A 26,722-nucleotide genomic window follows, 5' to 3' on the forward strand; every position below is an offset into this window, starting at 1 on the left:
AATCCAATCCAATGAGCATCACATCGCAAGACTCCGGCGTGCAGCGCCTGATGGACATCGAGGCCATCAACAAACTGATTTTTGATTACGCGTATCACCTGGACATGAACCATCCGCAGGAGCTGGTGAACCTCTTTGTCGAGGACTGCGAGGTGATCTACGGCCCCAACTTCGGCGCCGTCGGCCGTGAGGCTTATGCCAAGACACTGGAGGGCATAGGCACTTACTTCGTGGGCACCAGCCACCATGTCTCCAATATCGTCCATGACTTCAAGAGCAATGACGAAGCGCATACGCGCGCCGTGCTGTACGCCTGGCACCGCTACACGCGCGAGCGGCCCGACTCCCATGTCTACGGCCAGTACCACGACGTGGTGGTGCGTGTGAATGGCGAGTGGAAGTTCAAGCGCCGTGAACTGCGCGTCACGGGGCACAAGGACTTCCATGTCAAGGAGTGCGTTCCCATCGGACGCGCCTGAAATGGACAACTCCACCAGGCCCTTCAGCTACAACACGATCCGCATCGAGCATGCGGGCCCGCTGACGTGGCTGATATTGAACCGTCCGGACAGGGCCAACGCCCTGTCCACCGAACTGCTTGATGAATTCAGCGACGCACTCAAGCGGCTGGAGGCAGAAGGCGGCGCGGTCATCGCCATACGAGGCGAGGGCCGCGGCTTCTCCTCCGGTTACGACATGGGTCAATATGGCAAGGTGGGCAACTCCGATGACCCGGTGGCCGACCGGGACCGGCTGCGCCGCAACCTCGAACGTTACCTGGCCATCTGGGATCATCCTAAACCCGTCATTGCCGCCGTGCACGGTTACTGCGCGGCAGGTGCCACGCAAATATGCGTGTATGCCGACATCACCATTGTTGCGAATGACGCGCGCATCAGCGAGCCGACGCTGCCCATAGGCGGTGGTTACATCGCCCCGGTGTGGACGCCGCTGGTCGGGCCCAAACGCGCCAAGGAAATGTCCTTCATACCCGGCAACAGCATAGACGGCCCTACTGCCGTCGAATGGGGTTGGGCCAACCACAGCGTACCGGCTGAAGAGCTGGTGTCTGCGGTGGAGTTCCTCGCGCACCGCATTGCCAAGACGCCGCCGGCCGTGCTGCGTATCAAGAAGCTGTCCATCAATCGCGCAGCAGAAGCCTGCGGCTTTCGCGAAGCGGGCGCGTCGGTGGCCGAGATGGATGCGCTGCTGCACATGACACCGTCAGTGCTGGAGCTTCGCAAGTGGATCGGCGAAGTCGGCATGAAGGACGCCATCGCAGCTTACCGTTCACCGCCGAGCACGCCGCTGACCGCGCCGGCCCCCGAGACTTACCGAAAGACACAGGAGTAGATATTCATGGCAGATGTAGAGTTTTCACGCGAAGGTCATGTGGCCCATGTCCGGTTGAACCGGCCCAAATCGCTCAACGCCATCACGGGCGAAATGAACCACCTCCTCCATGATGCATGGACGGAGATCAACAACGACCCCGACATCTGGGTGGCCGTTCTGTCGGCCGAAGGTGAAAAAGCTTTCTGCGCCGGCGCCGATGTGAGCGGCGACGCTGAGCCGACCAGCCGGATCGCTTTTGGCGGCGGCCTTACAGGTGTAGGTGGCCCCCTGTTGACGCTTAAAAAACCGCTGGTGGCTGCGGTGCATGGTTATGTGCTGGGCGGTGGTTTCGAGATGGTCATGTGTGCCGACGTCATGGTGGCCGCCAGCAACACCCAGTTCGGCATGCCTGAAACCAAGGCCGGCATCATGGGTGAATCCGGCATCATGCATCGCGCCATCCGCCAGTTGCCACACCGCATCGCCATGACCATGATCCTGACTGGCGAACGGATGCCGGTGAAGGACGCGCTGACCTTTGGGTTGGTGAACGAGGTGGTTGAGCCGGCAGACCTGATGGCTGCCGCCCAGCGCTGGACTGAAAAATTGTGTGCTGCATCCCCGCTGGCGGCGCAGGCAGCCAAGGCTGCCGTGCTGTCCCGCCTGGACATGCCTCTGGATGTGGCGCTGGCTACCCGTTATGAGCCGATCGAAGCCTATGCCTTTACCGCCGACAGGCTTGAAGGCCGCAAGGCCTTCGCCGAAAAACGCAAGCCCCAGTGGCAGGGCCGCTAAGGCGCTGACCCCAGTCATGGAGATTTCCAGATGTTGAAAAAAGTTGAAGCCCGCAGTGTGGATGCCGTTGTCATAGGCGCAGGCATCACGGGCATGTACCAGACCTATGTGTTGCGCGAGATGGGGTTTTCCGTCCAGGGCTATGACGGCTCCAGCAATGTGGGCGGGACCTGGTACTGGAACCGCTACCCGGGCTGCCGGCTGGACACGGAGAGTTATGCCTACGGCTACTTCGGCCTCAAGGGCATCATGCCCGAGTGGACGTGGACCGAGCGTTTCGCCAGCCAGCCGACCATGCTGCGCTACTGCAACTATGCAGCCGACAAGATGGATATCCGCAAGGACTACCAGTTCAACACCCGTGTCAGCAGGGCGCATTTCAACGAGTCCACCGACATGTGGGACCTGGGCCTTGACGATGGCAGCGAGGTCTCGTGCCGTTACCTGATTTCTGCCGTCGGCCCGCTGTCAGCCACCCGCATGCCCAACATCGCAGGCATAGAAGACTTCAAGGGCGAGTCCTTTCACACCTCGCGCTGGCCGCGTGACCCGTCCGACCCGAACGGCGCGCAGCAGATCGATTTCAGCAACAAGCGTGTGGGCGTGATCGGCACCGGCGCCACCGGCGTGCAGGTGATCCCCATCGTCGCAAAGTCGGCAAAGGAGCTTGTCGTCTTCCAGCGCTCGCCGAACTGGTGCACACCGCTGGGTAACACGCCCATCACCGAAGACGAGATGGTCAAGCTGCGCAGCGAGTACGAAAAGATACTGGCCTTTGTATCGTCCACGCCCACAGGCTTTCCGTACGAGCGCAACATGAAGAAGGGCAGCCAGACCACGCCCGAAGAACGGCAAGAGCTGTTTGAATCCTTGTATGACATGCCCGGTTATGGCATCTGGCTGTCGGGCTACAGGGATTTGCTGACCAGCAAGGCGTCCAACAACTACCTGGCCGAATTCATTGCCAACAAGATACGCCAGCGCGTCAAGGACCCGGCGACGGCTGAAAAGCTGATTCCCAAGGATCACCCCTTCGGCACCAAGCGTGTACCCATGGAGACCTATTACTACGAGGTCTACAACCAGCCCAATGTGAAGCTGGTCGATGTGCGCGAGACGCCCATCACCCGCGTCACGCCCACGGGCCTGCAGGTGGGCGACAAGACCTACGACCTGGACGTCATCGTCTATGCCACAGGCTTTGATGCGGTCACCGGCTCGCTGGACCTGATCGACATTCGCGGCCGTGGCGGCGAGCCTCTCAAGCAGACCTGGGACGATGGCCCTCTGACTTACCTCGGTTTGCAGGTCCGCAAGTTCCCCAACTTCTTCACGCTTGTTGGCCCGCACAACGGCGCCACCTTCTGCAATGTCGGCGTCTGCGGCGGTTTGCAGGTGGAGTGGGTGAGCCGTATGCTGGGTTATATGCGTGACCACAAGCTGGTCTATTCCGAGCCGCTGGAAGAAGCGCAGGACAAATGGACCCAACAGGTGTACGAAGACTTTTCCAAGACCCTGCTGACCGAGGCCGATGCATGGTGGGTCAAGGTCAAGAACCACCCGGACGGCACACAGACCCGGCGTGCCATGGTGCATGTCGCCGGAGGCCCCGAGTACCGCAAGTTCTGCGAGGACATTGCCTCCAGGGACTATGAAGGTTTTGTCCTGAGATAAGACTGCGGCGCAGCCCCAATACCCGGTTATTTACCCACTCATTCATTCACACGCCAACCATGGTCACACTGTCAGACATACGCAAAGAGGCCGCGCGGCTGATGCAGGCAGCAGATGCAGGTCCGGTGCTGGACGATTTGTCCTGCGCGCTGATTGCGTTTGCGGTGCGTATATCGGTGACCACGCTGGACAGCGAAGGTGCCCGCCACCATGCCCGGCTGGCAATGGACCTGGGCGCCAGTACCGGCCAGTTGCATGAAGTGGTGCTGCTGGTGTCGGGGCTGGGCGTGCATTCATTGTTTGAGGGCACACGACTGGTCAACAGTCTGTCGGTGGCTTCAGATGCAGCAAGCGCAGCACCACCGCTTGACGAGACGCGCCAGCAGCTTTGGGAAAAGTGGATAGGGACGGGTGGTTATTGGCAGGAATTTGAACGTGAGGTGCCGGGGTTTCTGGCAACCCTGCTCAAGGCTTCTCCCCAGGGTTTCGATGCATTTTTTCGTTACTGTGCGGTGCCCTGGAAGTCCGCTCACCTGCCGGTCCTGACCAAGGAGCTGATTTCACTGGCGGTAGATGCCACGCCCACACATCGTTTCCTGCCGGGCATGCGCCTGCACCTGGGCAATGCGATGAAGCTGGGCGCAGGGCGCATCATGGTGATGAAGGCGCTGGAGATTGCGGCCGCAGCACCAGAGCATCCGGGCGTTGCGTGATGCCGCTTGTACGGGGACTAAAAATTGCACGTTAAGCCATGACGGCACAAGGGTTTCACCAAGGGTTCACCCCGAGAAGATTCATCAACACAAGTGTTGACGATTAAAAAATTCTGTTTGACAATCACATTCATGGCACCAAATTTCTCATGCCGCCGAGTGGGCCGGTCCGGGAATGTGTTGAGAGCTTTATCAACTGATCACTGAAAAGAAGAGGCAATCGTTATGGACAGGGCAACGCTTGACGCCATCGTCACTGAAGTCGAAGGCTTCATGGACAACGGAACCACAGCAATGTGGGAAAAAGAAGCGCCCCAGAACGCCAGCAACTATGCCGATCCGGCCTGGCTGGCGAAGGAGCAGCAGGTGCTGCGCAGCCACCCGGTGATCGTGGGGCACAGTTCCAAAATCAAGGCGCCCGGCGACTACTTCACCCATGATGCCACTGGCTTGCCTCTGCTCATCGTGCGTCAGGAAGACGGCTCGGCGCGCGCCATGCTAAATATCTGTACCCATCGCGGCACCCGCCTGTGTGCACAGGGAGAAGGCAATCGCAGGGCTTTTGTTTGCCCCTATCACGCATGGACCTTCAAGACCGACGGCGGCCTGCGCGGCATTCCCCGGCAGGAAGCCTTCCCCAACATCGACAAGGCCCAATACGGCCTGCAGCAGTTGCCGTGTGAAGAGCGCCATGGCTTTATCTGGGTCGTGGCCACACCGGGCGCCTCCATAGATGTCGCCGCCCATCTGGGTGCGCTCGATGCCGAACTCGCCTGCTACAAGCCGGCGGATCTGGTGATGGAGCGCGAGGCCTTCATGCCCGCTGACATCAACTGGAAGTTTGTCCTCGACGGCTTCCTGGAGGTCTATCACTTTTCGGCCCTGCATGCCAAGAGCATTGCCCCCTACTTTCACGGCAACCACTCCCCGTTCCAGGCCTTTGGCCCGCACGGGCGCATGGTCGGTGTTCGGGCCTCGTTTGACAAGCTGCGCGGCCAGCCCAAGGCGCATCTTGAGACGATGGAGCTGATCAAACACTTCGCCGTCAACTACATGATCTTCCCCAACACGGTGCTGGTGTGGCAGGGCGACCACTTCGAGTGCTGGACGTCTTTTCCGGCAGGGCAGCCGGACAAATGCCTGACGCATGTGCAGTCCATCACGACAAAGGAAATGGCACAAGCCGAGTTCAGGGACAAGTGGAGTCGCAACTGGAACATCATGACGGGCACGGTAGTCGCTGAAGACTGGGCAGTCTCCAAAGGTATACAGAACTCCATACATGCCGTTCCCGGCAACCGCATCGTTTTCGGCCGCAACGAGCCCGGCCTGCAGCATTTTCATGGCCAGCTGGCGCAGTGCATAGGCGAAGCGTCGCGACAGCCGTTATCGCAACCGTCATAAAGCGAACGGCAGAACATTCACAAAATGACAGACCACACCATGCCCGCAGGTGAGCCGCTGCTGGCCGTCAACAATCTTCAGGTTGTCTACGGCGGCGCTATCGAGGCCCTGCGCGACGTTTCTTTTGAAGTCCACCCCGGTCAGATCGTGGCCCTGCTGGGCGCCAACGGCGCCGGCAAGTCAACGGTGCTGAAAGCCATTTCGGGCATTCTGGATTTTGAGGACGGCAAGATTGAAAAAGGCGAAATCCGCTACGCGGGTGCGCAGTTGGGCCGCATGACGGCTGCAAACATTGTCGGCCGCGGACTGGTCCACGTGCCGGAAGGGCGCCGCCTGTTTGCCTCCATGACCGTGCAGGAAAACCTGGTCGTCGGCGGCCACCACCGCAACCGCGCGGGTTTGGGTGACAGCCTGGATTACGTCTACAACCTGTTCCCGCGCCTGCTGGAGCGGCGTGCGCAGATTGCCGGCTACCTGTCCGGCGGCGAGCAGCAGATGGTCGCGATTGGCCGCGCACTGATGAGCAAGCCGCGCATCCTCGCGCTCGATGAACCGGGCCTGGGTCTGGCGCCGCTGGTGGTCAATGAGATATTCGAGCGCATACGCCAGCTGTCACGCGACGAGAAGCTCACCATCCTGCTGGTTGAGCAGAACGCCATGAAGGCGCTGGCCATTGCCGACCGCGCCTACATCATGGAAAACGGCCGTGTCATGCTGACCGGCAGCTCCGCAGACCTGAAAGACAACCCCGATGTGCGCGAGTTTTACCTGGGAATCAAGAGTGGTGAAGTTCAAAGCATGCGCGACGTGAAACATTACAAACGGCGCAAAAGGTGGTTGTCATGACCCACCTGATGGAAGCGCGCGGCGTGGTCAAGAAGTTCGGCGGCCTGACGGCCGTCAACGATGTGAGCCTGCATGTCAATGCCGGTGAAATCTGCAGCCTGATAGGCCCCAACGGCGCAGGCAAGACCACGCTGTTCAACCTGATCAGCGGCGTGCTCAGGCCCACCACCGGGGAAGTTTTCTTCAAGGAAAAAAGCATGGCGCGCGAGCGCCCCGAGAACTACGCCGCAGCGGGCATGGGTCGGACTTTCCAGAACCTGGCGCTGTTCAAGCACAGCACGGTGATAGAGAACCTGCTGGTCGGGCGGCACACGCACATCAAGTCCAATCCGCTGGAGTCCATCTTTTTCATGGGCCGCGCACGGCGCGAGGAAGCGGCAGCGCGTGAGCGCGTCGAGCAGATCGTGGAGTTTCTTGAGATTGAAAGCCTGCGCGACAAGATCGTCGGCTCGCTGTCTTACGGCCAGCAAAAGCGGGTTGAACTGGGCCGGGCGCTGGCCAGCGACCCGGACCTGCTGCTGCTAGACGAAATCGTAGCCGGCATGAATCGCGAAGAAAAAGAAGACATTGCGCGCTTCATTCTTGATATCCGCGACGAACTGGGCATCACGGTGCTGATGATCGAGCACGATATGCAGGTCGTGATGGACCTGTCTGACCGTATCTATGTGCTTGATTTTGGCTGCCTGATCGCCACCGGAACGCCCGCGGAAATCATGAACGACCCGGCCGTGACCAAGGCCTACCTGGGCGAAGAGGCGGTCTCAGATGCATGAAGAACTCACACTCGCAGCCGCGCAGGCCATGACCTTGCCGCAACTGCTGGCCTGGCGCGCAGAGCGCACGCCGCACGCTACCGCCTTGCGACAAAAAAGCCTGGGTATCTGGCAGGGCGTTTCATGGGAGCGCTACAACAAGCAGGTGTGCCTGGTGGCACTCGGCCTGCGCGAGCTGGGCCTCAAGCGGGGCGACCGTATCGCCATTGCAGCCGAGGGCGTGCCTGAATGGTTTTTTGCCGACCTGGGCGCCGAGCTTATGGGTGTCGAGGTGGTGGGCATTTACCCCACCAACCCCTGGAACGAGTTGCAGTACGTGGTGCGCCACTGCAAAGCCAGTGTCGTGATCTGTGGCGACCAGGAGCAGACCGACAAGGTGCTGGAGGCGATGCAAAAAGAAGGCGGCCTGCCCGACCTCAAGCACGTCATCTGCATGGACGCCAAAGGCATGCGGCACTATGACAAGGCCGTCGTGCGCAGTTTTGGCGACCTGCTGGCCACAGGCCGGCGATTGCTGGACACGCAGCCCGAAGCTGCAGACTGGCTCAAGCGCGAGCTGGATGCCGGCCGCATCGACGATGTCAATGTGCTGATCTACACGTCTGGCACCACCGGGCCGCCCAAGGGCGCCATGCTGACGCATCGCAACCTGACCTTTGCCAACTGCCGTTTTGCCGAGGCCAGCGGCCTCAAGGCGGGCCAGTACGAGGCTGTGTGTTACCTTCCGCTTTGCCATGTGGCCGAGCGTTCGTATTCCATGGTCCTGCACCTGGTGCTGGGCGGCGTGGTGAATTTTGCCGAATCCATAGACACCGTGTCCGCCAACATCCGCGAGATAGCGCCCAGCTTTTTCCTGGGCGTGCCGCGCATCTGGGAAAAGCTCCAGCAAAACACCACCTTCAAGGCGCGCGAGCCGGGCAATCCGTGGCGCCGGGTCTTCAACTTTGCCATGAGTCGCGGGCGCAAGCTGGCTGAAAAGAAGGCCGCGCGGCAAGGCCAACGCTCATTGCTGGAGAGCATTGAATACAGCTTCTGGTACTGGCTGATGTATCGCAACATGCAGCGCCAGATGGGGCTGGACCGCACGCGCGTGCGGGTCTGTGGCGGCGCTTCCGTTTCGCCTGAGACCTTGCTGTTCTTCGACATCCTCGGCCTGCAGATATGCCAGGGCTACGGCCTGACCGAAAGCTGCGGCATGGCCTTTGTGCAGCGCCCTGACCGCAGCAGCCGCATAGGCACCTGCGGCCTGCCGCTCGACGGCGTGGAACTGAAGTTTGCAGACGATGGCGAAATCCTGCTCAAGTCGCCCGGCGTCTTCAAGGGCTACCTTTACGACGAGGCGGCCACTGTCTCGACGATGGATAACGGGGGCTGGCTCAGCACCGGCGACATAGGCACGCTTGACGAGGCGGGCGAGCTGGTCATCGTTGATCGCAAGAAGGCCATCATCATCACCAGCGGCGGCAAGAACATCGCGCCCTCGGAGATCGAGAATGCGCTGCGCGACAGCCCCTTCATCCACGAAGCCATCGTTGTGGGTGATGGCCGCCACTTCCTGGGTGGCCTGATACAGATCGACTTTGAAACGGTGGGGCGCTGGGCCAGCGAAAGGGACATCTCCTACAGCGGATACAAGTCGCTGGCCATGCACCCCAAGGTGCGCGAACTGGTGCAGGGTAACGTCGATGAGGTCAACGCCCGCTTTGCCCGGGTCGAAAACATCCGGCGTTTCGTGATCCTCGAAAAAGAACTGGACCACGACGACGGTGAACTGACCGCAACCCAGAAGATACGCCGCGCAGTGATTGAAAAGAAATTTGCGCGCGAACTCGCCATGATCTACGGCGAAAAGAGCGACAAGACCGAGAGCACGCAAGAGACCAAAAAGACAGAAAGGGCACAGGCATGAGATACACCCTTGAACTGGTCTACTCCGGTGTGGCCATAGGCGCCATCTACGGCCTGATGGCGATGGCCTTTGCCATGACCTACAAGGCCACCGGCCTGCTGAACTTCGCGCAGGGCGAACTCGGCATGCTGATCGCCTACATCTCGTGGTCCATCAGTACGGCACTGGGCTCCAGTACCTGGGCGCTGGTGGGCGGCGCGCTGTTGTCCAGCATTGTGCTGGGGCTGCTGATTGAGCGCTTCATCATGCGCAAGATGATCGGGCAGCCGGTATTCTCTGCGGTGCTGGTCACGGTGGGTCTGGGTGTCATCATCACGTCCGTCGTGCTGATGATCTGGGGTGGTGAGCAGCAGCGCGTGGATGTGCAGTACGCCAGCGACATCGTGGTGTTTGCAGGCCTGCGCATGCGCGTGAGCCAGATCGCCGTGATTGTGGTGCTCCTGCTCGCCCTGGCGCTCACGCATGTGTTCTTCCGCTACAGCCGTTTCGGCATTGCCATGCGGGCGGTGGCTGCCGACGCACGCACTGCCAGCCTGATGGGCATCTCGGTCTCGCGCGTGCAGGCCGTGGCCTGGGCCACGTCATCGGTGCTTGCCGGTCTGGCCGGTTTGTTTTTTGCCGTCAGCTTCGAGCTGTCGCCGTCCATCTTCACGCTGGGCTTGAAGTCCTTCCCGGCCACGGTGTTTGGGGGACTGGATGCCGTCATAGGATCCGGCGCCAGCGGTATCTTCATCGGTGTTTTCGAGAACCTGGTTGGCGGCTACGTCGCCCCGCTGCTCAAGGAAATTGCCGGTTTCCTGATGATCCTGGTCATCCTGATGGTCAGGCCGTTCGGAATGTTCGGCCAGAAAGACATTGAGAGGGTCTGATGCAAAGCGGTCACTTCAAACAGAGCTTTTCGGAGCAACTCGACCTCACCGACTCCAGTGCGGTGCGCCTCTGGTATGCGGTGGTGCTGGCGACGCTGGTGGCATTGCCCTTTGTCGCCTCGCCTTACGTCACAGGTTTTTTTACCACTGTGCTGTTCACGCTGGTCGGCGTGCTGGGGCTCAATGTGCTGACCGGTTTTACCGGGCTGGTGTCGCTGGGTCACGTGGCCTTCCTTGTGCTGGGCGGTTATGCCTATGCCATTGCCACCGTCAGGTTGGGGCTGCACCCGCTGCCGGCCTTTGCGTTGGCAGGAGTGGTGCCTGCCGTGGCCGGCCTGGTCGTTGGTGTGCCGTCACTGCGCCTGAAGGGCCTGTACCTGGCCATCACGACGCTGGCTTTCACCTTCATTGTGTATTCGCTGATTCTGGCGGGTGGCGATTTCACGGGCAGCGGTCGCGGCCTCATGGTGCCGCGCCCCATCATCTTCGGCATTGATTTTTCGTCGGAGCGTGCGCTGTACTGGCTGTGCCTGGCGGTGACCTTGCTGACCTTGCTGGGCGTGCTCAATATCCGCCGCAGCCGGCTGGGCCGGGCCTTCATTGCCATACGCGACAACGACCAGGCGGCGGTTGCCATGGGAATTTCGCTCACCAAATACAAGCTGCTGGCGTTTGTCATCAGCTCCTTCCTGACCGGCATCAGCGGCGCATTGATGGTGCTGTTCATCAATTTTGCCAATGTTGAGGGCTTTCCCTTTCTGCTCAGCATAGAGGCGGTGGCCATCCTCATCGTGGGCGGCATAGGCTCGGTGCTGGGCACGGTGATAGGCACCATCTTCATCATCTCGCTGCCGGAAGTCAGCACGCAGTTGCTGGGCGCGGTTAGCGCGGCCTTCGGCTGGCAGCTCAACTCCGTCGCGCTCGAAATCAAGGGCATCCTGTATGGCTGCGCCATCGTCGGTTTCCTGATGCTGGACCCGCGCGGCCTGGTCGGCTTGTGGATAGACCTCAAGCGCCTCTGGACCAGCCGGCCCATGCGTTATTGACACGCGCTTTACCCGCGTTGCCCGATTTACCCGGTTGACCGCCCCCTTTGCGCGAAGTAGCATGCATGAAAAATTTGTCAACAAAAACGTTGATGTTTACTTAAACCTAAAAAACCACCCTGAACGCCCCTTCGGCAGATTCGTGAGAACGCCTTTCTTCCCTTCTTGAAAACCAATAGCAGGAGACAAACATGAAACTGAATTTCAAACGTGCATTACCCGCCCTGGCCGCTGCCTTGGTGATGGCCGGTCCGCTGCTGGCCCAGGCGCAACAGGGCGTGACGGACACCGAAATCCTGATTGGCGAAATCGCACCGCTGACCGGCCCGGCTTCAGTCGGAAGCGTGGCGCTGAGCCTTGGAACCAAGATGGCGGTGGCCGAGGTCAATGCCGCCGGCGGCATCAATGGCCGCAAGATACGCGTGATCTCCGAGGACGACGGTTATGTCGTTACCCGGGCCGTACAGGCTGCCCGCAAGCTGATCACCAGCGACAAGGTGTTTGCCCTGGCCGCCATCTCAGGCTCCGCACCCAGCGTGGCGCTGCTGCCCATGCTGAAAGAAACCGGCATACCCGCCATCAACGTGCTGAGCTTTCCCGATTCCCTGCACACGCCGGTCGTGCCCAATATTTATGTGGCCGGCGCCTCACACCAGGACAGCGTTGAAGCGCTGGTCACCGAGCTGAACAAGCTCTACCCCAACAAAAAATGGGCAGTGGTGACGCAGGACGACGAACTCGGCTCGTTGATGCGAGAAGGCTGGGACCGTGCGCAGGCCAAATACAAGCTCAATGTCGTCTACAAGACGGCGTACCGCCGTGGACAGAAGGACTTTTCTGCCGAGATGCTGTCCGCCACCAAAGCCGGTGCCGAGGTGCTGCTGGCCGGCGGCATCGTGACCGAGAACGTCGCCATGGTGAAAGAGCTTGAGCGCCTGGGCTCGAAGATCCCCGTGGGCGCGACCTGGATTGGCCGCTATCCGTCGGCACTGCAGGCCATGGGTTCTGCGGCTGGCAACTTCTACATGATCGACTACGTGGTGCCCGAGGGCAGTGCCCAGAGTCGCGCCTTTTATTCGCGTGCGACCAAGCTGCTGCCCGAAGACGACCTCAAGCGCGTCAACCGCTACACGCCGGTGGCCTACGCCGGCACCAAGACCCTGATCGAGGCGATGCGCCGCTGCGGCAAGGCCCTGACGTGGGCCTGCACCATCAAGGAAATGGACGCCACCAAGGACATGGAAACCTCGGTGATGGCACCCATCAACTTCACGCCCAAGTCACACTTCTCACGTCAAAAGCTCAGCCTGATGAAGGCCAACGTCAAGACGCTGGAGTTTGAACCGCTGCAGTAAGCGCCAGGAGCCCGCGCTGGGCAGCCTGTTGATTTGCTACTAATAAAATAGCTAGATCCGCCCATCCCTATTGGGCTGTATCCAGATTTGATGCCTGGAATGGCCTCTTTTGGCCATTCTGATGTCTGTCGGCAATCCCCAAAAAACTAAACCCCTGAAAAGCTAATATGGAAGTCGGCTTTTCAGGGGCTTTGATTTTTGAGACCCGGGTTAAATTTCAGGCCGTAGTGCTCGTCAAAGCCCGGCCTGAATCCACTCCGCAGCCTTCTCCGCAATCATCAAGGTCGGTGAGTTGGTATTGCCGCTGGTGATCAGCGGCATCACGCCGGCATCGACCACCCGCAGGCCGCGTATGCCGCGCACCCGCAGGTGCGAGTCCACCACGGCCATCACGTCGTCGTCGCGCCCCATCTTGGTGGTGCCCACCGGGTGGAAGATGGTGGTGGCAATGTCGCCGGCCAACCGCGTCAGGTCCTCGTCGGTCTGGAACTGCACGCCGGGCTTGAACTCCTCGGGTTTGTATTTGGCCAGTGCGCTTTGGCTGACGATCTTGCGCGTCACGCGCAGCGAATCGGCGGCCACCTTTCGGTCTTCGGCGGTGCTCAGGTAATTGGGCGCAATCGCCGGCGCATCTTCAAAGCGCGGGCTTTTGATGTGCACCGTGCCGCGGCTGGTCGGGTTGAGGTTGCAGACGCTGGCCGTGAAGGCATTGAAGTTGTGCAGCGGCTCGCCGAAGGCATCCAGCGACAGGGGCTGCACGTGGTACTGGATGTTTGGGTAGGGCTGCTCGGGCGAGCTGCGCGTGAAGGCGCCAAGCTGCGAGGGTGCCATGCTCATGGGGCCGGTCTGGCGCAATGCGTATTCGATCCCTATGCGGGCCTTGCCCAGCAGCGAGTTGGCCATGGTGTTGAGGGACAGGCCCCAGCCGTCTTTTCCCCCCTTTTCGGTGCTGCCCTGGATTTTGTAGACCGAGCGGATCTGCAGGTGGTCCTGCAGGTTGGCGCCCACGCCGGGCAGGTCCTGCACCACCGGGATGCCGTGCTGCTGCAGCAGTGCAGCCGGGCCAATGCCCGAGAGTTGCAATATCTGCGGCGAGTTGATGCTGCCGGCGCAGAGGAGGACTTCACCTATCAGCCCTCGGTCCTGGCCGGAATCACGCGTGGCGTGCACGGTCATGCGTTCGTCCCCGGTCCAGACCTCGACGCCGGTGCAGCGCTTGCTGCCGTCGGCCTGCACCTCAACCACCAGCTTGCAGACCTGGGCGTTGTTCCAGAGTTCGAAGTTGGGGCGTGCGTAGCAGGCGGGCCGCAGGAAGGCCTTGGCGGTATTCCAGCGCCAGCCGCCTTTCTGGTTGACCTCGAAGTAACCCACACCCTCGTTGTTGCCACGGTTGAAGTCGTCTGTCGCCGGAATGCCGGCTTGGGTGGCGGCCTGTGCAAACGCATCCAGGATGTCCCAGCGCAGGCGCTGCTTCTCGACCCGCCATTCACCGCCGGCATTGCGGTGCCGCAGCACCTTCTGGTAGGGCACGTTCTTGTCCAGCATCAGCGAAGGGGCCGTGCCGCGCGCGCCGTGCATCGCGTCAGCACCCTTGTAGTGGTCTTCATGCAGCTTGAAGTGCGGCAGGGAATTTTCCCAGCGCCAGGCCATATCGCCCGTCAGGTGGGCCCACTCGTCATAGTCGCGGGCCTGGCCGCGCATGTAGATCATGCCGTTGATGCTGGAGCAGCCGCCCAGGGTTTTGCCGCGTGGGTAGCGCAGCGAGCGGCCATTGAGCCCGGCATCCGGCTCGGTGTTGTAAAGCCAGTCGGTGCGCGGGTTGCCTATGCAATACAGGTAACCCACCGGAATGTGGATCCAGTGGTAGTCGTCCTTGCGGCCCGCTTCAATCATCAGCACGCGTTTGGACGCGTCGGCACTCAGGCGGTTGGCCAGCAGGCAGCCGGCCGTGCCCGCGCCGATGATGATGTAGTCAAAGACATGGTCGTTATCTTGCATGGGTGTTTTGTCTCTCGGTTTTTTGCGAATTCTTGTTGAGCCCGGGCCCGGGCGGTTTTGTGTATTTTGCCTTTGCTGCCTAACACCGGGCTGACCGGGGTCCGGAGGAAGAATCCTGGTTGCCTGCGACGGGGTGGTTTTGTACGAAAGCGCCTGCTCTTGTCCGTTCTTCCGGGCCTGTAGGACGCGGGCGACAGACCCAGGCCGGCTGGCCGGATTTATGCTTTCGCAGTTACCATGGCAAGCTTGTGCCGGGCGCAGCGACTGTTGCGGGTTTGCCGTCCGGCCCCCTTTTGATCTTTGAGGTCTATGGATTCATCCACTCCCCGAATTGAACAGCAGGACACGCCGCAAGGCCGGCTGTTTGTCGTGCTCGGGGCCTGGACCGCGGCCGACCTGACCCCAAAGCCGGTGTGGGAGGCGCTGACGGCGCAGCTCCAGCAACTGGGCGGTGACAAGTCCCCCGGCAGCTGGGATTTGCGGCAGCTTGAAAAGCTGGACCACCTTGGTGCACAGCTGCTCTGGAACCACTGGGGCCATGCATGGCCTGCACAGCTTGAGGTTGAATCCAGCCAGCGGGCGGTGCTTGAGACCGTGGCCAGGTTTCCGGTCACGCCAGCCAAACCGCGCAAGACCAACTGGGCAGAGCCGGTCATCTTGCTGGGCGAGCGGGCGCTTGCATTTGTGGACCACCTCAAATCCTTGGTCCGCCTGGTCGGCCAGTTGCTGCTTGACGTCATCCGGCTTGCAAAACGTCCGCATGAGGGTCCCTGGCGCGATTTCTCGGGTCATCTCTACCACATAGGTGCGACGGCACTGCCCATCACGGCGCTGGTGGGTTTCCTGATTGGTGTGGTGCTGGCTTACCTGATCTCGCAGCAGCTCAGGCAGTTTGGTGCGGACGCCTTTATCGTCAACATCCTGGGCATTTCGCTGATCCGCGAGCTTGGGCCGGTACTGGCGGCGATTTTGATTGCCGGGCGCTCGGGCTCGGCCATCACTGCGCAGATAGGCGTGATGCGCGTCACTGAAGAGCTGGATGCCATGCGTGTCATGGGCATTGCCAAGGGTTTCCGTCTGGTGATGCCGCGTGCGCTGGCGCTGGCGGTGGTGATGCCGCTGATCAGCGTCTGGACCACCCTTGCGGCACTGTTGGGCGGCATGCTGGCGTCCCACGCGGCGATGGATGTGACGCCCTCGTTTTTTATCAATTCCCTGCCGGATGCCGTGGAGGTTGCCAACCTAACGCTGGCCAGCGCCAAGTCGGTTGTTTTCGGCCTGTTGATCGTGCTGGTGGGCTGCCACTACGGTTTGCGCGTCAAACCCAACACAGAGAGCCTGGGGCAGGGCACCACGGCTTCAGTGGTAACGTCCATAACGGTAGTCATTCTTGTAGATGCATTGTTCGCCGTTTTATTCAGGAACGTCGGCATCTAATATGGCCCTCACGCTTGTCACTTCGCATACTGCGCTGCCCCCCGAGGGGGATTCCGATCGTCCTGAGCTTGTCGAAGGATGGGGCGGCCCTGCGGAAAATTACGCCATGTCGACTGCCGTCGAATATGAGTGAATCCGTCGTTGAAATCAAAAAACTGTGGACCATTTTCCAGAATGGCGACAGGGAATCGGTTGTCCACAAGGACCTGGACCTGACTGTGGTGCGCGGTGAGGTGCTTTCGCTGGTCGGCGGCTCGGGCACCGGCAAAACCGTGCTGCTGCGCCAGATGCTGGGCCTTGAAACGCCGGCCAGGGGCGAGATCACCGTGCTGGGAAAACCGGCGGCCGAGCTGGGCAAGCGTGGGGCGGCCAGCCGTGTGGGCATGTTGTTCCAGCAGGGCGCGCTGTTTTCGGCCTTTACAGTGCTGGAGAACATCGCCTTTCCTTTGCGTGAACTGAAAATCCTGCCGAGCGCGCTCATACGCGAGGCCGCCCTGGTCAAGCTGCAGATGGTTGGCCTGGCCCCCGACGCGGCAGACAAGATGCCCAGCGACCTCTCCGGCGGCATGATCAAGCGCGTGGCGCTGGCGCGTGCCCTCATCATGGACCCGCCGCTCCTGCTGCTGGACGAACCGACCGCCGGCCTGGACCCGGAAAGCTCCGACAGTTTTTGTGCGCTGCTGCGCTCCCTGCACCGCGACATGGGGCTGACGGTGGTGATGGTCACGCATGACCTGGACACGCTGTTTGAACTCAGCACCCGCATCGCCGTGCTGGCGGACCAGAAAGTCATCATCAACGATGTACCCAAAGAGGTCGTGGCCTTTCCACATCCCTTTATTCACCAGTTTTTCCTCGGGGAACGGGGTCAGCGTGCAATGGAGTTGCTACGCGAGTACCCATTCACCGTTTGATGCATCCCTGTTTGCATTTGTTGCATTTGTACTAGAGAGGTTTCCAAATGGAAAACAAAGCCCATGCCATGGTTGCCGGCGCATTTGTGCTGGTGGTCACTGCCTTGCTGGCCGTGCTGGCAATCTGGCTCATGCGCGACAACACCCAGCGCGACCTTTACGAGATGTCTACCTCCGAAATCATCTCGGGCCTGCAGCCGCAGGCGCCTGTGCGCTTTCGCGGCGTGCAGGTCGGCAAGGTCGAGCTCATAGGTTTTGACAGCAAGATAAAAGGCAATGTGCTGGTTCGTGTGTCGATAGACCGTGGTGCGCCCGTGACGAAGTCTGTTTTTGCCACGGTGGCCTCGCAGGGTGTGACGGGCCTGGGTTTTATCCAGCTGGACGACAACGGCACGTCGACCGAACGTCTGGTGCCAAACGACGACGACCCGCCGCGCATTCCCCTCAAGCCGGGTGGCCTGGACAAACTGCTCAAGCAGGGGGAACGCATCTTCGACCAGGTCGAGCAGGCCAGTACCAGCCTGAACAAACTGTTGTCCGACGAAAACCAGAAATCCATCAACACGGCCGTCAGCCAGCTTGGTGAAGCGGCCGGCAGCCTGAACCGCGTAGCCAAGGGCCTGGAGCCGACGGTGGCCGGCCTGCCCGCGCTGTCGCGTGACGCCAGCGCAACCTTCCGGTCGATCCAGAAAACCAGCGACCAGCTGGGTGTGACCGCCAGCCGCCTCAATGAAAAAGGCGGGCCGATCGACAAGCTGGCTGAAGGCGGCGCGGCGCTGGCCGCGGGCGTCGAAACCTTCAGCGCCGCCACGCTGCCCAAACTCGGCGAGGTGGCTGACGAAACCGCACGCACCATGCGCCAGTTGCGGCGCACAGTGAGTGCGGTGGATGACAACCCGCAGTCGCTGATCTTTGGCAATGGCCCGGTTTTGCCCGGCCCGGGCGAACCCGGTTTTTCGGCAGCAGGAGCAAAAAAATGAAGTCCCGGATGTTTGAAAAACCAAAAAACGCTATCGATTTGATAGCTGGTCGCGCTCATGGAGCATGCGCTACAGGCTATTTTTGCCTTGTATTTGCACTGTTGGCGGCCTTTGCCCTTGCGGGCTGCTCCGGCCTGCCCGACAAACCCACGCGGGCCCTGATTTACGACTTCGGGCCCGGCCCGCTTGCCACGCAGCAGGTCACGCGCCAGGCGCCATTGCCGCCGCTGGCAATTGACGATGTCAGCACCTCCGGCGGCGTGCTCGACAACATGGCGGTGCTCTACCGGCTGGCGTATGTGGACGAGCAGCAGTTGCGCCCTTATTCGCAGGCGCGCTGGAGCATGCCGCCGGCGCAACTGGTGCGCCAGCGCCTGCGCGAGCAGCTAAGCCAGCGCCGGGTGGTGTTTGAAGCCGGGGAGCGCGCGTCGCTCAATCGCAACCAGAACCCGGTGTTGCCCTTGCTGCTCAGGCTGGAATTGCAGGAGTTCAGCCAGCTGTTCACCGCCCCGGACACCAGTGTTGGCCTGATCCGCATGCGGGCCACACTGATGGAGGTCACGCCGGGAGGTGAACGCCTGGTGGGTCAGCGCAATGTGGTGGTGCAGCGCCCGGCCACCAGTGGCGATGCGACGGGCGGCGTGCGTGCGCTGACGCAGGCGACCGATGCCGCCATTGAAGAGATCGACCAGTGGCTGCAGCAGTTGCCTGCGCGTTGATTCGGGTGGATCCTGATGAAGACACTTGAGGAGCAACTGCAGGCGGCGGGCCTGACGGTATTCGGCTGCTGTGAACGCCTTAGCGTTGCCGGCGCGGACCTGCTGCAAACCTCGCCCTTGTTGCAGGACATGACACCGGCTGAGGCCGACATCCTGGGCGCCTCGATGCTGCTTGTCAGGGCCGAACCGGGCCAGGTGCTGATCCGCGAGGGCGAAGCCGGTGACTGGATGCTGTTGCTGCTCAAGGGCACGGTGGACGTGACCAAACGCCTGGAGCCGAGCGATGGCGCCACACCGGCCGACCCGAAAACCGAAGTCGCCAGCTCGCGTGTGGCTGTGATCCAGCGCGGCGCATCGTTGGGCGAGATGTCCATGCTCGACAGCGAACCGCGCTATGCAAGCTGCACGGCCATCGAGGCTGTGGAGGCTGGTGTGCTGGGGCGTCACGAGATTGCCCTGCTGATCCGTGACCACCCGGGCGTGGGTGCCAAGCTGCTGGTCAAGATCACGCAGCTGATGGCGCAGCGCTTGCGTAATACCAGCAACCAGCTGGTCAGGCTGTTGCAGAAAAAGTAGCAAGTATTCACAGGCCCTAGCCGCGCAGTATCGGAAACAGCTTGCCCAAACCGTCGGCCATCACCTCGACGGCCAGCGCAGCGAGTATCAGGCCCATCAAGCGCGTCATCACATTGATGCCGGTTTTACCCAGCACGCGGGCGATCGGCTCGGCCAGCGCAAAACACAGCGCCGTGGCCAGGCCGATCACGACGCCGTAGCCGACCAGCGTGCCGAGCTGAAAGAACGTCTTGGCCTTCTCGGCATAAATCACCACGGTGGACATGCTGGCCGGCCCGGTCAGCAGCGGGATGGTCAGCGGCACCACGGCAATGCTGGCGCCCATGGCGGCTTTCTCTGCGCCGTCTTCCAGCTCATGCGTCTGGATCTTGGCTTCGGCAGGTTGCGCGTTGAGCATGTTCATGGAGCTGAGCAGGAGCAGCATGCCGCCGCCGACCTGGAAGCTGGCCAGGGAGATATTGAAGAACTCCAGGATGCGCAGGCCCAGCAGTGCGCTGATGGCGATCACCACAAAGGCGCTGAAAGACGAGATGACGATGGTGCGTCTGCGCTGGGCTTTGGAGAAGCCCTGTGTGTAATGAATAAAAAACGGCACGATGGCCAGCGGATTGACGATGGCCAGCAGCGTGACAAGCGGTTTGAAGTCCATCGGCGTTCCTTTTCCTTAAAGGCAATTCAAGCGGCAAGCGCAAAAACGGGCTGCCGGCACATTTCAGCCGGGGCCACAGGCGCAGCGCCCCCTCGGGGGGCAGAGAGCTCGCGCGTTGTGAGCGAACGTGGGGGCACTATCTTCCCCCGGCAACGTCGAGCAATGCGCCTGTTGTATAGCCGGCCTTTTCGCTGAGCAGCCAGGCAATGGACTCGGCTACTTCCTGCGCGCTGCCGGCACGCTGCATGGGCACTTGCGGTGCGACATCGCGCGCGCGGTTGGGCAGGCCGCCTGAGGCGTGGATTTCAGTTTCAATAATGCCGGGCCGCACCGCGTTGACGCGAATGCCTTCGGCTGCGACCTCTTTGGCCAGGCCCAGGGTGAAGGTGTCTATGGCGCCCTTGGCCGACGCATAGTCCACATACTGGCCGGGTGAGCCCAGGCGCGACGCGGCGCTCGACACATTGACAATGGCGCCGCCCGCACCGCCATAACGTGTGCTCATGCGCTTGACGGCTTCACGGGCGCATAAAAACGAGCCGAACACATTGACCTCAAACATGCGCTGCAGGCGCGCCAGCGTGATGCCGTCAACACGCGTGGTCCGGTCCACCACGCCGGCGTTGTTGACCAGCGCGCCCAGGGGGCCGAATTTCGCATCGATTTTTTCGAACATGGCCAGCACCTGTGCCTCGTTGGCTACGTCGCCCTGCACCGTGATGGCCTGGCCACCGCCGGCGCGGATCTGCCGCACGACTTCATCGGCGGCCAGCGAGTTGCTGGCATAGTTCACCGCCACGGCGTAGCCCTGCTGCGCTGCCAGCAGGGCCGTTGCCGCGCCTATGCCGCGGGAGCCGCCTGTGATCAATACTGTTTTTGGCAAAGCGGGACTCCTGCAAAAAGGGGCAATCCGATGTACAAACAAGGGTTTCAGCCAGCCACTGTACTTGATGATGGCGACCCTGCCGCAAAGCGTGGGGCGGGGCCTGCCTGAAATTCTTTAAACTGCAAATTGCATATTCCAGCCATACACACAGGAGCATACGCATCATGGGTAAATTCATAGACCTCAAGGCCGCAGACGGTTTTTCTTTCCCAGCCTACGTGGCCGAGCCGGCGGGTAAACCCAAGGCCGCCATGGTTGTGCTGCAGGAAATCTTCGGCGTGAACTCGCACATCCAGGAGGTGACGGACCGTTTTGCCGCCCAGGGCTACCTGGCCGTTGCGCCCGCCCTGTTCGAACGTGTTGAAAAGGGTGTGGATACCGGCTACAACGAAGCCACCATGAAGGCCGGCATTGCGCTCAAGGCCGCCGTGCTGGCCCTGCCCGGCGCAGGCATCATGCAGGACATACAGGCTGCCATCGACCATGCAGCCAAGGCCAGTGGCGGCAAGGTCGGCATCATCGGTTTCTGCTTTGGCGGCTTGCTGGCATGGCGCTCGGCCGAGATGCTGAAAGGCCTGAGCGCAGCCGTGCCGTATTACGGTGGCGGCATGGTCGCTCCCGAGGAAATTGCACGCAAGCCGAAAGTGCCTGTCATGGCGCACCTCAGCGACCATGACCATTCGGCACCCATGGAAGGCGTGAATGCACTCATCAAGGCCCATCCCGAAGTGGAAGTCCACATCTACAACGCCGACCACGGCTTCAATTGCGACCACCGCGGCGCCTATAACGAGGCAGCGGCCAATCTGGCGCGCGAACGCACGCTGGCGTTTTTGGCCAAACATCTGACCTGAAAACCATGCCCGGGGCGGTGTGTTATAAGTCTTTCAGGCCTGTAGCCGCCTGTTTGAGGGCGCTGCCAGCTATTGTTTTTGTAGCGATTGCAGGCCCTGCCTTTGCGGCCGACTACACCGGTCCGCTGTTTGACGCGCACATGCACTACAACAGGGAGGCGTGGGACTGCGAACGCAGCGCCGGGCCGCCCCAAGCAAGTTCAGCCCCCTCGGGGGGCAGCGCATTACACGCAGTGAAAAGCGTGGGGGCCGTCTCGTGTTTCGGCCCCAACCCCCCTTCCGACGTGCTGGCGAGAATGCAGCGCAATGGGGTCAAGGCCGTGGTTGCCAATTCGCGGCCCAATGACGGCACCAGGGCGCTGGCTGCCTTGGAGTTGACCCGGCAAGCCGGTGTGACTGTCGTGCCTTTCATCCGCCTGTACCGCAACCGTGCCGACTACGACAACTGGTTTCGCGACGAGACGATTTACGACATGGTGCAGGCAGAGTTTGCGCGTGGTGTCACGGGCAGCCAGGCCGGGCCTTACAAGGGCATAGGCGAGTTTCACCTGTATGACAGCGCCAATGCCAATGGGCCTGTCGCCAGGAAGCTCATGCAGTTTGCGCAAAAAAACAAACTCGCCGTGCTGGCCCATGTGGACGACACCGCCATTGACCTGCTGATGGCTCACGCGCCGGATGCACGCCTGATCTGGGCGCATACCGGCATAGGCGGCCCGCCGGTCTCGCGTGTCGATGCGCTGTTTGCGAAGTACCCGCAATTGATGGGTGAGCTGTCTTACCGGCCCGGCCTGACCTGCGAAGGCGGCAAGCTTTGCAGTGAATGGCGCACGTTGCTGCTGAAGTATCCGCAGCGCTTCATGATCGGTTCGGACACCTGGGTCAACCAGCGCTGGGTGCAGTACGACGAATTGATGAAGGGTTACCGTGTGTGGCTGGGCGAGCTGCCGCCCGATGTGGCCCGCAGGATTGCCTGGGGCAATGCGGCGGGCATTTTTGGCGTCACTGAACAATAGTTTTATGTACCAATTGCACTTCTCTCCCAGTTCCGCCGCCATGGCGCCGCATATCCTGCTCCAGGAGCTGGGCGTGCCTTTTGAAAAGATACTGGTCGACACCAGCACGGGCGCACACCGTTCGGAGGCTTACCGCAAGCTCAATCCCAACGGCCTGATCCCCACGCTCACCGATGGCGAGTTGGTGCTCTACGAGACCGCCGCGATCTGCCTGCACCTGTGCGACAAACATCCCGGGGCAGGGCTGGCGCCTGCCGTGGGCACGACCGAACGCGCGCACTTCTACAAATGGCTGGTCTGGCTGACCAACACCATGCAGTCCGCATTGATCATTTACTTCTACCCGGATCGCTGGATGGACGCCGGCAACAGCGCGGGCGTGGCCGAGTTGAAGTCCCATGCCGAGGCCAAGGTCGGCCTGATGCTGGACCAACTGGACGCCGAGCTGGCGCGGCCTGGAAAGATGCATGAGCAGCCGTGGCTGCTGGGCGCGAACTATTCGGCGGTGGACATCTACGCGTTGACGTTGTGCCGCTGGACGCGCAACTTCGCGTCCCGGCCCGCGCGGGACCGCGCCCACCTGGGCCCTTACCTGCAGCGCATGCTGGCGCGGCCCGCGGTGATCAGGGCTTTCGAGGCCGAGGGGCTGGCCCGGCCCTGGGTCTGAGCCGGCCTGCCAATTGTTTCAATTGCTTCAGTACTGGCCGCGCTGGCGCATGTCGCTGCGCAGGCGGTCCAGCTGATAACTGGCGTCGCGCACCGCATAGCGGGCTTCTTCGATGCGGCGGTCCGAGCGTGAGAGATCATCGCGCAAGGTGCGCCTGCGGTCCTCGGTGGTTTTGGAGTCGCGCAGCTCCGCCTGCATCTGGTCCTGCTGGCGCAGCAGCCGCGCCAGGGTTTTTCGGGCGTCCTGCTCGCGCCAGGCGATGCCATGGATGTTGCGGAAGTTCTGGTCCATGGGCGCAGGGCAGACGCCTTCGTAGCTGTTGCCGGCCAGCCCTTCATTGAGGGCATTGGCCGGCTGGCAATAACTTTGCAGGCCCTGGTTGCGGCCAGCGCGGTAAACGGCTGCATTCACCGCAATGCCTGCCTTGGCGCAGGATTCGTAGTAGCTGGCTATGCGGTCCGTGCGGCCACGGCTGCCGTCCTGCACGCCCAGCTGGCGCCAGTCGGCGGTGGCGCATTCGGCAGGGCTCAGACTTTCGCAGCCGGCGAGCAGGGTCGACACAAGGAGCAGGGCCGCCAGCGAGGCGCGCAGCAAGGCGCGGCCGGGAGGGTGAAAGCCTGCAGGGGCAACGGGCATGATGTTTCCTGTAGCGGGATGAATGGATGAATGTTTAACGGCCAGGCGGTCCGGAAGCTTGAGGGCGGGAGGCCTGGTCTGGTACTGCAACCCGAAAATATCGAAACATGAAAACGCGTCTTCGCACCCATGGCGGCGTTGCAACCCTTGTGAAGGCGCATGGCCTTCACTGCGGCCTGGCGCCAGCCCTGGGCGCGAATCCATCGTTTTCATCTTGTTTCGCTACTTCCAGGTAGCAGTACTAGCGACCGGTTCGGGCTATGTAGCGTTTGCGCATGAATACCGTCAAAACCACAACCACCAGCAGCACCATGAGGCCGAAGGTCCACCAGAAGCCGGTGTCCGAGTGAATGATGGGCATGAATTCGAAGTTCATGCCGAAAAATCCGGTGATCAGGTTCAGCGGCAGGAAGATGGCGGTGACGGCCGTCAGCGTGCGCATGATGTCGTTGGTGCGGTGGCTTTGCGCGCTGAAGTGCATCTGCACGGCGGTTTCCGCGCTTTGCTCCATGCGGCGTACGTGGTGCACCACGCGTTCTATGTGCTCCAGCACGTCGCGTGACCGCACCTTGAGCAGGTCGCGCTCGCGTTGCGCCGCGGGTGTCGTGCCGTCCGGCCAGGTCTCGATGGAGTCTATCCAGTCCTGCACGGCGGCGCGCTGGTCTTCGCAAATTTCGTCGAGGTGGTGCATGGCCAGCCGCGCATCCATGATGGCGCTCCAGTTGTTGAAGCGGGTGCCGGGATTGAGCAGCTCGGTTTGCCAGTGGTCAAGCTGGTGGGTGAGTTCGCGCCGCAGTTCCAGGTAACCGTCCACCATCATGTTGACGATGCGCAGCATCAGGTCGGCGGGACTGGCGGGCAGCTTGACGCCGCTTGCGCGGGATTCCACCGTGCTGGCGTTGAGCAGGCGCTGTGCATAGGCGTCGCGCACAGTGCAGTCGGTGGGGTGCACCGTCAGCAGGACATTGTCAAACACCGCAAAACCCACCGGGCTGGTGTCTATGCGTTTGAGCACCGGCGGGCCGCTGCGCTTGAGGCGCGCATGCAGGGGCTGGCCAGGCTGGGCGACGTCGCTTTCGGTGTTGCCGGCGGCCAGGCGGCGGAACACCAGGATGTCGTACTGCGAGGTGTAGTCGTAGTGGGAGGGCAACTGGTTGTTGAGCAGGTCGGCAACATGCAGGTCCACCAGTTGCGTGCCGCACAGGTTTTGCAGGGCGGTCTGGACCTGCGCCTGCAGGACTTCAAACTCGCGTCGTGCGCAGGCGATCCAGATAAAACCCTGGGCAGGCAGCTGTGTCGGGATGGCCTCTGCTTCCGTAACGCCCGGGCTGCCGGCAGTGCTGATGTTGAAGATACGCATGAGAGTGCAGGCCCTGTTTTAATGCTCTATTCGATCTGAAGCCGCCTGAATATGCGCGCGGACAGCTATTGTTTTGATAGTAACCCAGGAGCTGTCGCTTGCCTGCGCCTTCAGGCTTGCTGCAGTTTCCTGGCGGCGTCTATCGCAAAGTAGGTCAGCACGCCGTCGGCCCCTGCACGCTTGAAGGCAAGCAGGCTTTCCATCATGACCGCGTCGTGGTCCAGCCAGCCGTTTTGCGCGGCGGCCTTGAGCATGGCGTATTCGCCGCTGACCTGGTAGGCAAAGGTCGGCACCCTGAATTCGTCCTTCACGCGGCGCACCACGTCAAGGTAGGGCATGCCGGGCTTGACCATCACCATGTCGGCGCCTTCGGCGATGTCCATGGCAACTTCGCGCAGTGCCTCGTCGCTGTTGCCCGGATCCATCTGGTAGACCTTTTTGTCGGCCTTGCCCAGGCTGGTGGCAGAACCCACCGCATCCCGGAAAGGGCCGTAAAACGCACTCGCGTATTTGGCGCTGTAGGCCATGATGCGGGTGTGGATCAGCTTGCGCGACTCCAGCGCCTGGCGGATGGCGCCTATGCGGCCATCCATCATGTCGCTGGGCGCCACGATGTCCACACCGGCCTCGGCCTGGCAAAGCGCCTGCTGCACCAGCACTTCAACCGTCTCGTCATTCAGGATGTAGCCCTTGTCGTCGGGCAGGCCGTCCTGGCCGTGGCTGGTGAAAGGGTCCAGCGCCACGTCGGTCATGATGCCCAGTTCGGGGAAGCGTTTTTTGAGTTCGCGCACCACACGCGGCACCAGGCCGTCGGGGTTGGTGGCTTCCTTGCCGTCATAGGTCTTGAGCGAAGCGTCAATCACGGGGAACAGTGCCATCACGGGAATGCCCAGCTTCACGCACTCTTCGGCCACCGGCAGCAGCAGGTCCAGGCTGAGTCGTTCCACGCCTGGCATGGACGCCACCGCTTCGCGGCGCTGCTGGCCTTCATGCACAAAGACGGGGTAAATCAGGTCGTGCGCGGTGAGTGTGTTTTCGCGCACCAGGTTGCGGGTAAATGCGTCGCGGCGCAGGCGGCGTGGCCGGCCCGAGGGGAAGGGGGCGAAGTTGGAGGCGTGCAGGGTCATGGGCAAATTGTGCCAAAGCTTTGCTGTAGCCAAGAATTATCTGAGCGGAGGGCACATGGCCTGCCGGTTTTATAGCCCAATTTACTTAGTCCTCTCAGAAAGCGGTTGCCAAGCATCGCGCTGCATGATTAAAATTAATGTGTGTAGTTACCAATTTGGCAACTGCATCCCGCTTTTCCTC

26 protein-coding genes are annotated in these 26,722 nt (G+C 61.4%); 20 read left to right on the forward strand and 6 right to left on the reverse strand.

Annotation, left to right across the window (positions count from 1 at the left end; all coding sequences use genetic code 11):
• Positions 1 to 11 precede the first annotated feature (11 nt).
• The 12 genes from ACFQND_RS14420 to ACFQND_RS14475 all read left to right on the forward strand — a co-directional run bounded on the left by ACFQND_RS14420 (position 12) and on the right by ACFQND_RS14475 (position 12,722).
• Positions 12 to 479 (forward strand): nuclear transport factor 2 family protein, encoded by a 468-nt coding sequence (locus tag ACFQND_RS14420; protein ID WP_371438265.1) that lies wholly within the window; start codon positions 12 to 14, stop codon positions 477 to 479.
• 1 nt (position 480) lies between these two features.
• On the forward strand, positions 481 to 1,353 hold the full coding sequence (locus tag ACFQND_RS14425) for an enoyl-CoA hydratase/isomerase family protein (protein WP_377413974.1): 873 nt from the start codon (positions 481 to 483) through the stop codon (positions 1,351 to 1,353).
• 6 nt (positions 1,354 to 1,359) lie between these two features.
• Complete coding sequence (locus ACFQND_RS14430) at positions 1,360 to 2,130, forward strand: enoyl-CoA hydratase-related protein (protein WP_377413977.1); 771 nt, start codon at positions 1,360 to 1,362, stop codon at positions 2,128 to 2,130.
• A 30-nt stretch (positions 2,131 to 2,160) separates the two neighbouring features.
• Positions 2,161 to 3,804 carry a flavin-containing monooxygenase gene (locus ACFQND_RS14435; protein WP_377413980.1) on the forward strand — a complete coding sequence of 548 codons (1,644 nt, stop codon included), beginning with the start codon at positions 2,161 to 2,163 and terminating at the stop codon, positions 3,802 to 3,804.
• Between the two features lie 59 nt (positions 3,805 to 3,863).
• The gene (locus tag ACFQND_RS14440) at positions 3,864 to 4,517 is read left to right on the forward strand and encodes a carboxymuconolactone decarboxylase family protein (protein ID WP_371435901.1); all 654 of its coding nucleotides are present in this window, start codon (positions 3,864 to 3,866) and stop codon (positions 4,515 to 4,517) included.
• Positions 4,518 to 4,742: 225 nt separating this feature from the next.
• Entirely contained in the window at positions 4,743 to 5,921 is a 1,179-nt protein-coding gene (locus tag ACFQND_RS14445) for an aromatic ring-hydroxylating oxygenase subunit alpha (RefSeq protein ID WP_377413983.1), read from the forward strand.
• 24 nt (positions 5,922 to 5,945) lie between these two features.
• Positions 5,946 to 6,767, forward strand: a complete 822-nt coding sequence (locus tag ACFQND_RS14450; RefSeq protein ID WP_377413986.1) for an ABC transporter ATP-binding protein — start codon at positions 5,946 to 5,948, stop codon at positions 6,765 to 6,767.
• Positions 6,764 to 7,543, forward strand: coding sequence for an ABC transporter ATP-binding protein (locus ACFQND_RS14455; RefSeq protein WP_377413989.1), 780 nt, complete (start codon positions 6,764 to 6,766; stop codon positions 7,541 to 7,543). The genes ACFQND_RS14450 and ACFQND_RS14455 overlap by 4 nt, the downstream gene beginning before the upstream one ends.
• A complete protein-coding gene (locus tag ACFQND_RS14460) occupies positions 7,536 to 9,452 on the forward strand; it encodes an AMP-dependent synthetase/ligase (protein WP_377413992.1) in 1,917 nt (638 codons plus the stop codon). The genes ACFQND_RS14455 and ACFQND_RS14460 overlap by 8 nt, the downstream gene beginning before the upstream one ends.
• Positions 9,449 to 10,321 (forward strand): branched-chain amino acid ABC transporter permease, encoded by an 873-nt coding sequence (locus ACFQND_RS14465; RefSeq protein WP_377413995.1) that lies wholly within the window; start codon positions 9,449 to 9,451, stop codon positions 10,319 to 10,321. Before ACFQND_RS14460 ends, ACFQND_RS14465 begins: the two co-directional genes overlap by 4 nt.
• Positions 10,321 to 11,367 (forward strand): branched-chain amino acid ABC transporter permease, encoded by a 1,047-nt coding sequence (locus ACFQND_RS14470; RefSeq protein WP_371439512.1) that lies wholly within the window; start codon positions 10,321 to 10,323, stop codon positions 11,365 to 11,367. The genes ACFQND_RS14465 and ACFQND_RS14470 overlap by 1 nt, the downstream gene beginning before the upstream one ends.
• A 191-nt stretch (positions 11,368 to 11,558) precedes the next feature.
• Entirely contained in the window at positions 11,559 to 12,722 is a 1,164-nt protein-coding gene (locus ACFQND_RS14475) for an ABC transporter substrate-binding protein (protein ID WP_371439511.1), read from the forward strand.
• Between the two features lie 234 nt (positions 12,723 to 12,956).
• Here the strand turns inward: ACFQND_RS14475 and ACFQND_RS14480 are convergent, their stop codons facing one another.
• Positions 12,957 to 14,720, reverse strand: a complete 1,764-nt coding sequence (locus tag ACFQND_RS14480; protein ID WP_371439510.1) for a GMC family oxidoreductase — start codon at positions 14,718 to 14,720, stop codon at positions 12,957 to 12,959.
• 309 nt (positions 14,721 to 15,029) lie between these two features.
• Between ACFQND_RS14480 and ACFQND_RS14485 the strand changes: the two genes are divergently transcribed.
• From ACFQND_RS14485 to ACFQND_RS14505, 5 genes are all read left to right on the forward strand, one after another.
• The gene (locus tag ACFQND_RS14485) at positions 15,030 to 16,157 is read left to right on the forward strand and encodes an MlaE family ABC transporter permease (RefSeq protein ID WP_371439509.1); all 1,128 of its coding nucleotides are present in this window, start codon (positions 15,030 to 15,032) and stop codon (positions 16,155 to 16,157) included.
• A 125-nt stretch (positions 16,158 to 16,282) separates the two neighbouring features.
• Positions 16,283 to 17,071 (forward strand): ABC transporter ATP-binding protein, encoded by a 789-nt coding sequence (locus ACFQND_RS14490; RefSeq protein ID WP_371439508.1) that lies wholly within the window; start codon positions 16,283 to 16,285, stop codon positions 17,069 to 17,071.
• A 47-nt stretch (positions 17,072 to 17,118) separates the two neighbouring features.
• Entirely contained in the window at positions 17,119 to 18,051 is a 933-nt protein-coding gene (locus ACFQND_RS14495; RefSeq protein ID WP_371439507.1) for an MlaD family protein, read from the forward strand.
• An 8-nt stretch (positions 18,052 to 18,059) separates the two neighbouring features.
• Positions 18,060 to 18,770 (forward strand): ABC-type transport auxiliary lipoprotein family protein, encoded by a 711-nt coding sequence (locus tag ACFQND_RS14500; protein WP_377413999.1) that lies wholly within the window; start codon positions 18,060 to 18,062, stop codon positions 18,768 to 18,770.
• A 15-nt stretch (positions 18,771 to 18,785) separates the two neighbouring features.
• Positions 18,786 to 19,346, forward strand: coding sequence for a cyclic nucleotide-binding domain-containing protein (locus tag ACFQND_RS14505; protein ID WP_371439505.1), 561 nt, complete (start codon positions 18,786 to 18,788; stop codon positions 19,344 to 19,346).
• A 16-nt stretch (positions 19,347 to 19,362) separates the two neighbouring features.
• Here the strand turns inward: ACFQND_RS14505 and ACFQND_RS14510 are convergent, their stop codons facing one another.
• Positions 19,363 to 19,995 (reverse strand): MarC family protein, encoded by a 633-nt coding sequence (locus ACFQND_RS14510; protein ID WP_371439504.1) that lies wholly within the window; start codon positions 19,993 to 19,995, stop codon positions 19,363 to 19,365.
• Positions 19,996 to 20,131: 136 nt separating this feature from the next.
• A complete protein-coding gene (locus tag ACFQND_RS14515) occupies positions 20,132 to 20,878 on the reverse strand; it encodes an SDR family oxidoreductase (protein ID WP_371439503.1) in 747 nt (248 codons plus the stop codon).
• A 167-nt stretch (positions 20,879 to 21,045) separates the two neighbouring features.
• Here ACFQND_RS14515 and ACFQND_RS14520 point away from each other — a divergent pair, with 167 nt between their 5' ends.
• The 3 genes from ACFQND_RS14520 to ACFQND_RS14530 all read left to right on the forward strand — a co-directional run bounded on the left by ACFQND_RS14520 (position 21,046) and on the right by ACFQND_RS14530 (position 23,418).
• Positions 21,046 to 21,735, forward strand: coding sequence for a dienelactone hydrolase family protein (locus ACFQND_RS14520; RefSeq protein ID WP_371439502.1), 690 nt, complete (start codon positions 21,046 to 21,048; stop codon positions 21,733 to 21,735).
• A 140-nt stretch (positions 21,736 to 21,875) separates the two neighbouring features.
• Entirely contained in the window at positions 21,876 to 22,751 is an 876-nt protein-coding gene (locus ACFQND_RS14525; protein WP_371439513.1) for an amidohydrolase family protein, read from the forward strand.
• A gap of 4 nt (positions 22,752 to 22,755) precedes the next feature.
• A complete protein-coding gene (locus tag ACFQND_RS14530) occupies positions 22,756 to 23,418 on the forward strand; it encodes a glutathione S-transferase family protein (RefSeq protein ID WP_371439501.1) in 663 nt (220 codons plus the stop codon).
• Positions 23,419 to 23,445: 27 nt separating this feature from the next.
• Here ACFQND_RS14530 and ACFQND_RS14535 read toward each other — a convergent pair whose 3' ends face one another.
• The 3 genes from ACFQND_RS14535 to hemB form a co-directional block, all read right to left on the reverse strand.
• Positions 23,446 to 24,054 (reverse strand): DUF2799 domain-containing protein, encoded by a 609-nt coding sequence (locus tag ACFQND_RS14535; RefSeq protein ID WP_371439500.1) that lies wholly within the window; start codon positions 24,052 to 24,054, stop codon positions 23,446 to 23,448.
• Between the two features lie 241 nt (positions 24,055 to 24,295).
• Entirely contained in the window at positions 24,296 to 25,414 is a 1,119-nt protein-coding gene (locus tag ACFQND_RS14540) for a magnesium transporter CorA family protein (RefSeq protein ID WP_371439499.1), read from the reverse strand.
• 110 nt (positions 25,415 to 25,524) lie between these two features.
• Positions 25,525 to 26,541, reverse strand: coding sequence for a porphobilinogen synthase (gene hemB, locus ACFQND_RS14545; protein ID WP_371439498.1), 1,017 nt, complete (start codon positions 26,539 to 26,541; stop codon positions 25,525 to 25,527).
• Positions 26,542 to 26,722: the final 181 nt, after the last annotated feature.

This window comes from Polaromonas aquatica, assembly GCF_042659145.1.
Classification (GTDB): Bacteria; Pseudomonadota; Gammaproteobacteria; order Burkholderiales; family Burkholderiaceae_C; genus Polaromonas; species Polaromonas aquatica.

Bases quoted from the DNA above. Each gene is read 5' to 3' on its own strand.
- ACFQND_RS14420 (WP_371438265.1), top strand. From the start codon at position 12: ATGAGCATCACATCGCAAGACTCCGGCGTGCAGCGCCTGATGGACATC.
- ACFQND_RS14425 (WP_377413974.1), top strand. From the start codon at position 481: ATGGACAACTCCACCAGGCCCTTCAGCTACAACACGATCCGCATCGAG.
- ACFQND_RS14430 (WP_377413977.1), top strand. From the start codon at position 1,360: ATGGCAGATGTAGAGTTTTCACGCGAAGGTCATGTGGCCCATGTCCGG.
- ACFQND_RS14435 (WP_377413980.1), top strand. From the start codon at position 2,161: ATGTTGAAAAAAGTTGAAGCCCGCAGTGTGGATGCCGTTGTCATAGGC.
- ACFQND_RS14440 (WP_371435901.1), top strand. From the start codon at position 3,864: ATGGTCACACTGTCAGACATACGCAAAGAGGCCGCGCGGCTGATGCAG.
- ACFQND_RS14445 (WP_377413983.1), top strand. From the start codon at position 4,743: ATGGACAGGGCAACGCTTGACGCCATCGTCACTGAAGTCGAAGGCTTC.
- ACFQND_RS14450 (WP_377413986.1), top strand. From the start codon at position 5,946: ATGACAGACCACACCATGCCCGCAGGTGAGCCGCTGCTGGCCGTCAAC.
- ACFQND_RS14455 (WP_377413989.1), top strand. From the start codon at position 6,764: ATGACCCACCTGATGGAAGCGCGCGGCGTGGTCAAGAAGTTCGGCGGC.
- ACFQND_RS14460 (WP_377413992.1), top strand. From the start codon at position 7,536: ATGCATGAAGAACTCACACTCGCAGCCGCGCAGGCCATGACCTTGCCG.
- ACFQND_RS14465 (WP_377413995.1), top strand. From the start codon at position 9,449: ATGAGATACACCCTTGAACTGGTCTACTCCGGTGTGGCCATAGGCGCC.
- ACFQND_RS14470 (WP_371439512.1), top strand. From the start codon at position 10,321: ATGCAAAGCGGTCACTTCAAACAGAGCTTTTCGGAGCAACTCGACCTC.
- ACFQND_RS14475 (WP_371439511.1), top strand. From the start codon at position 11,559: ATGAAACTGAATTTCAAACGTGCATTACCCGCCCTGGCCGCTGCCTTG.
- ACFQND_RS14480 (WP_371439510.1), bottom strand. From the start codon at position 14,720: ATGCAAGATAACGACCATGTCTTTGACTACATCATCATCGGCGCGGGC.
- ACFQND_RS14485 (WP_371439509.1), top strand. From the start codon at position 15,030: ATGGATTCATCCACTCCCCGAATTGAACAGCAGGACACGCCGCAAGGC.
- ACFQND_RS14490 (WP_371439508.1), top strand. From the start codon at position 16,283: ATGAGTGAATCCGTCGTTGAAATCAAAAAACTGTGGACCATTTTCCAG.
- ACFQND_RS14495 (WP_371439507.1), top strand. From the start codon at position 17,119: ATGGAAAACAAAGCCCATGCCATGGTTGCCGGCGCATTTGTGCTGGTG.
- ACFQND_RS14500 (WP_377413999.1), top strand. From the start codon at position 18,060: ATGTTTGAAAAACCAAAAAACGCTATCGATTTGATAGCTGGTCGCGCT.
- ACFQND_RS14505 (WP_371439505.1), top strand. From the start codon at position 18,786: ATGAAGACACTTGAGGAGCAACTGCAGGCGGCGGGCCTGACGGTATTC.
- ACFQND_RS14510 (WP_371439504.1), bottom strand. From the start codon at position 19,995: ATGGACTTCAAACCGCTTGTCACGCTGCTGGCCATCGTCAATCCGCTG.
- ACFQND_RS14520 (WP_371439502.1), top strand. From the start codon at position 21,046: ATGGGTAAATTCATAGACCTCAAGGCCGCAGACGGTTTTTCTTTCCCA.
- ACFQND_RS14525 (WP_371439513.1), top strand. From the start codon at position 21,876: ATGCACTACAACAGGGAGGCGTGGGACTGCGAACGCAGCGCCGGGCCG.
- ACFQND_RS14530 (WP_371439501.1), top strand. From the start codon at position 22,756: ATGTACCAATTGCACTTCTCTCCCAGTTCCGCCGCCATGGCGCCGCAT.
- ACFQND_RS14535 (WP_371439500.1), bottom strand. From the start codon at position 24,054: ATGCCCGTTGCCCCTGCAGGCTTTCACCCTCCCGGCCGCGCCTTGCTG.
- ACFQND_RS14540 (WP_371439499.1), bottom strand. From the start codon at position 25,414: ATGCGTATCTTCAACATCAGCACTGCCGGCAGCCCGGGCGTTACGGAA.
- hemB (WP_371439498.1), bottom strand. From the start codon at position 26,541: ATGACCCTGCACGCCTCCAACTTCGCCCCCTTCCCCTCGGGCCGGCCA.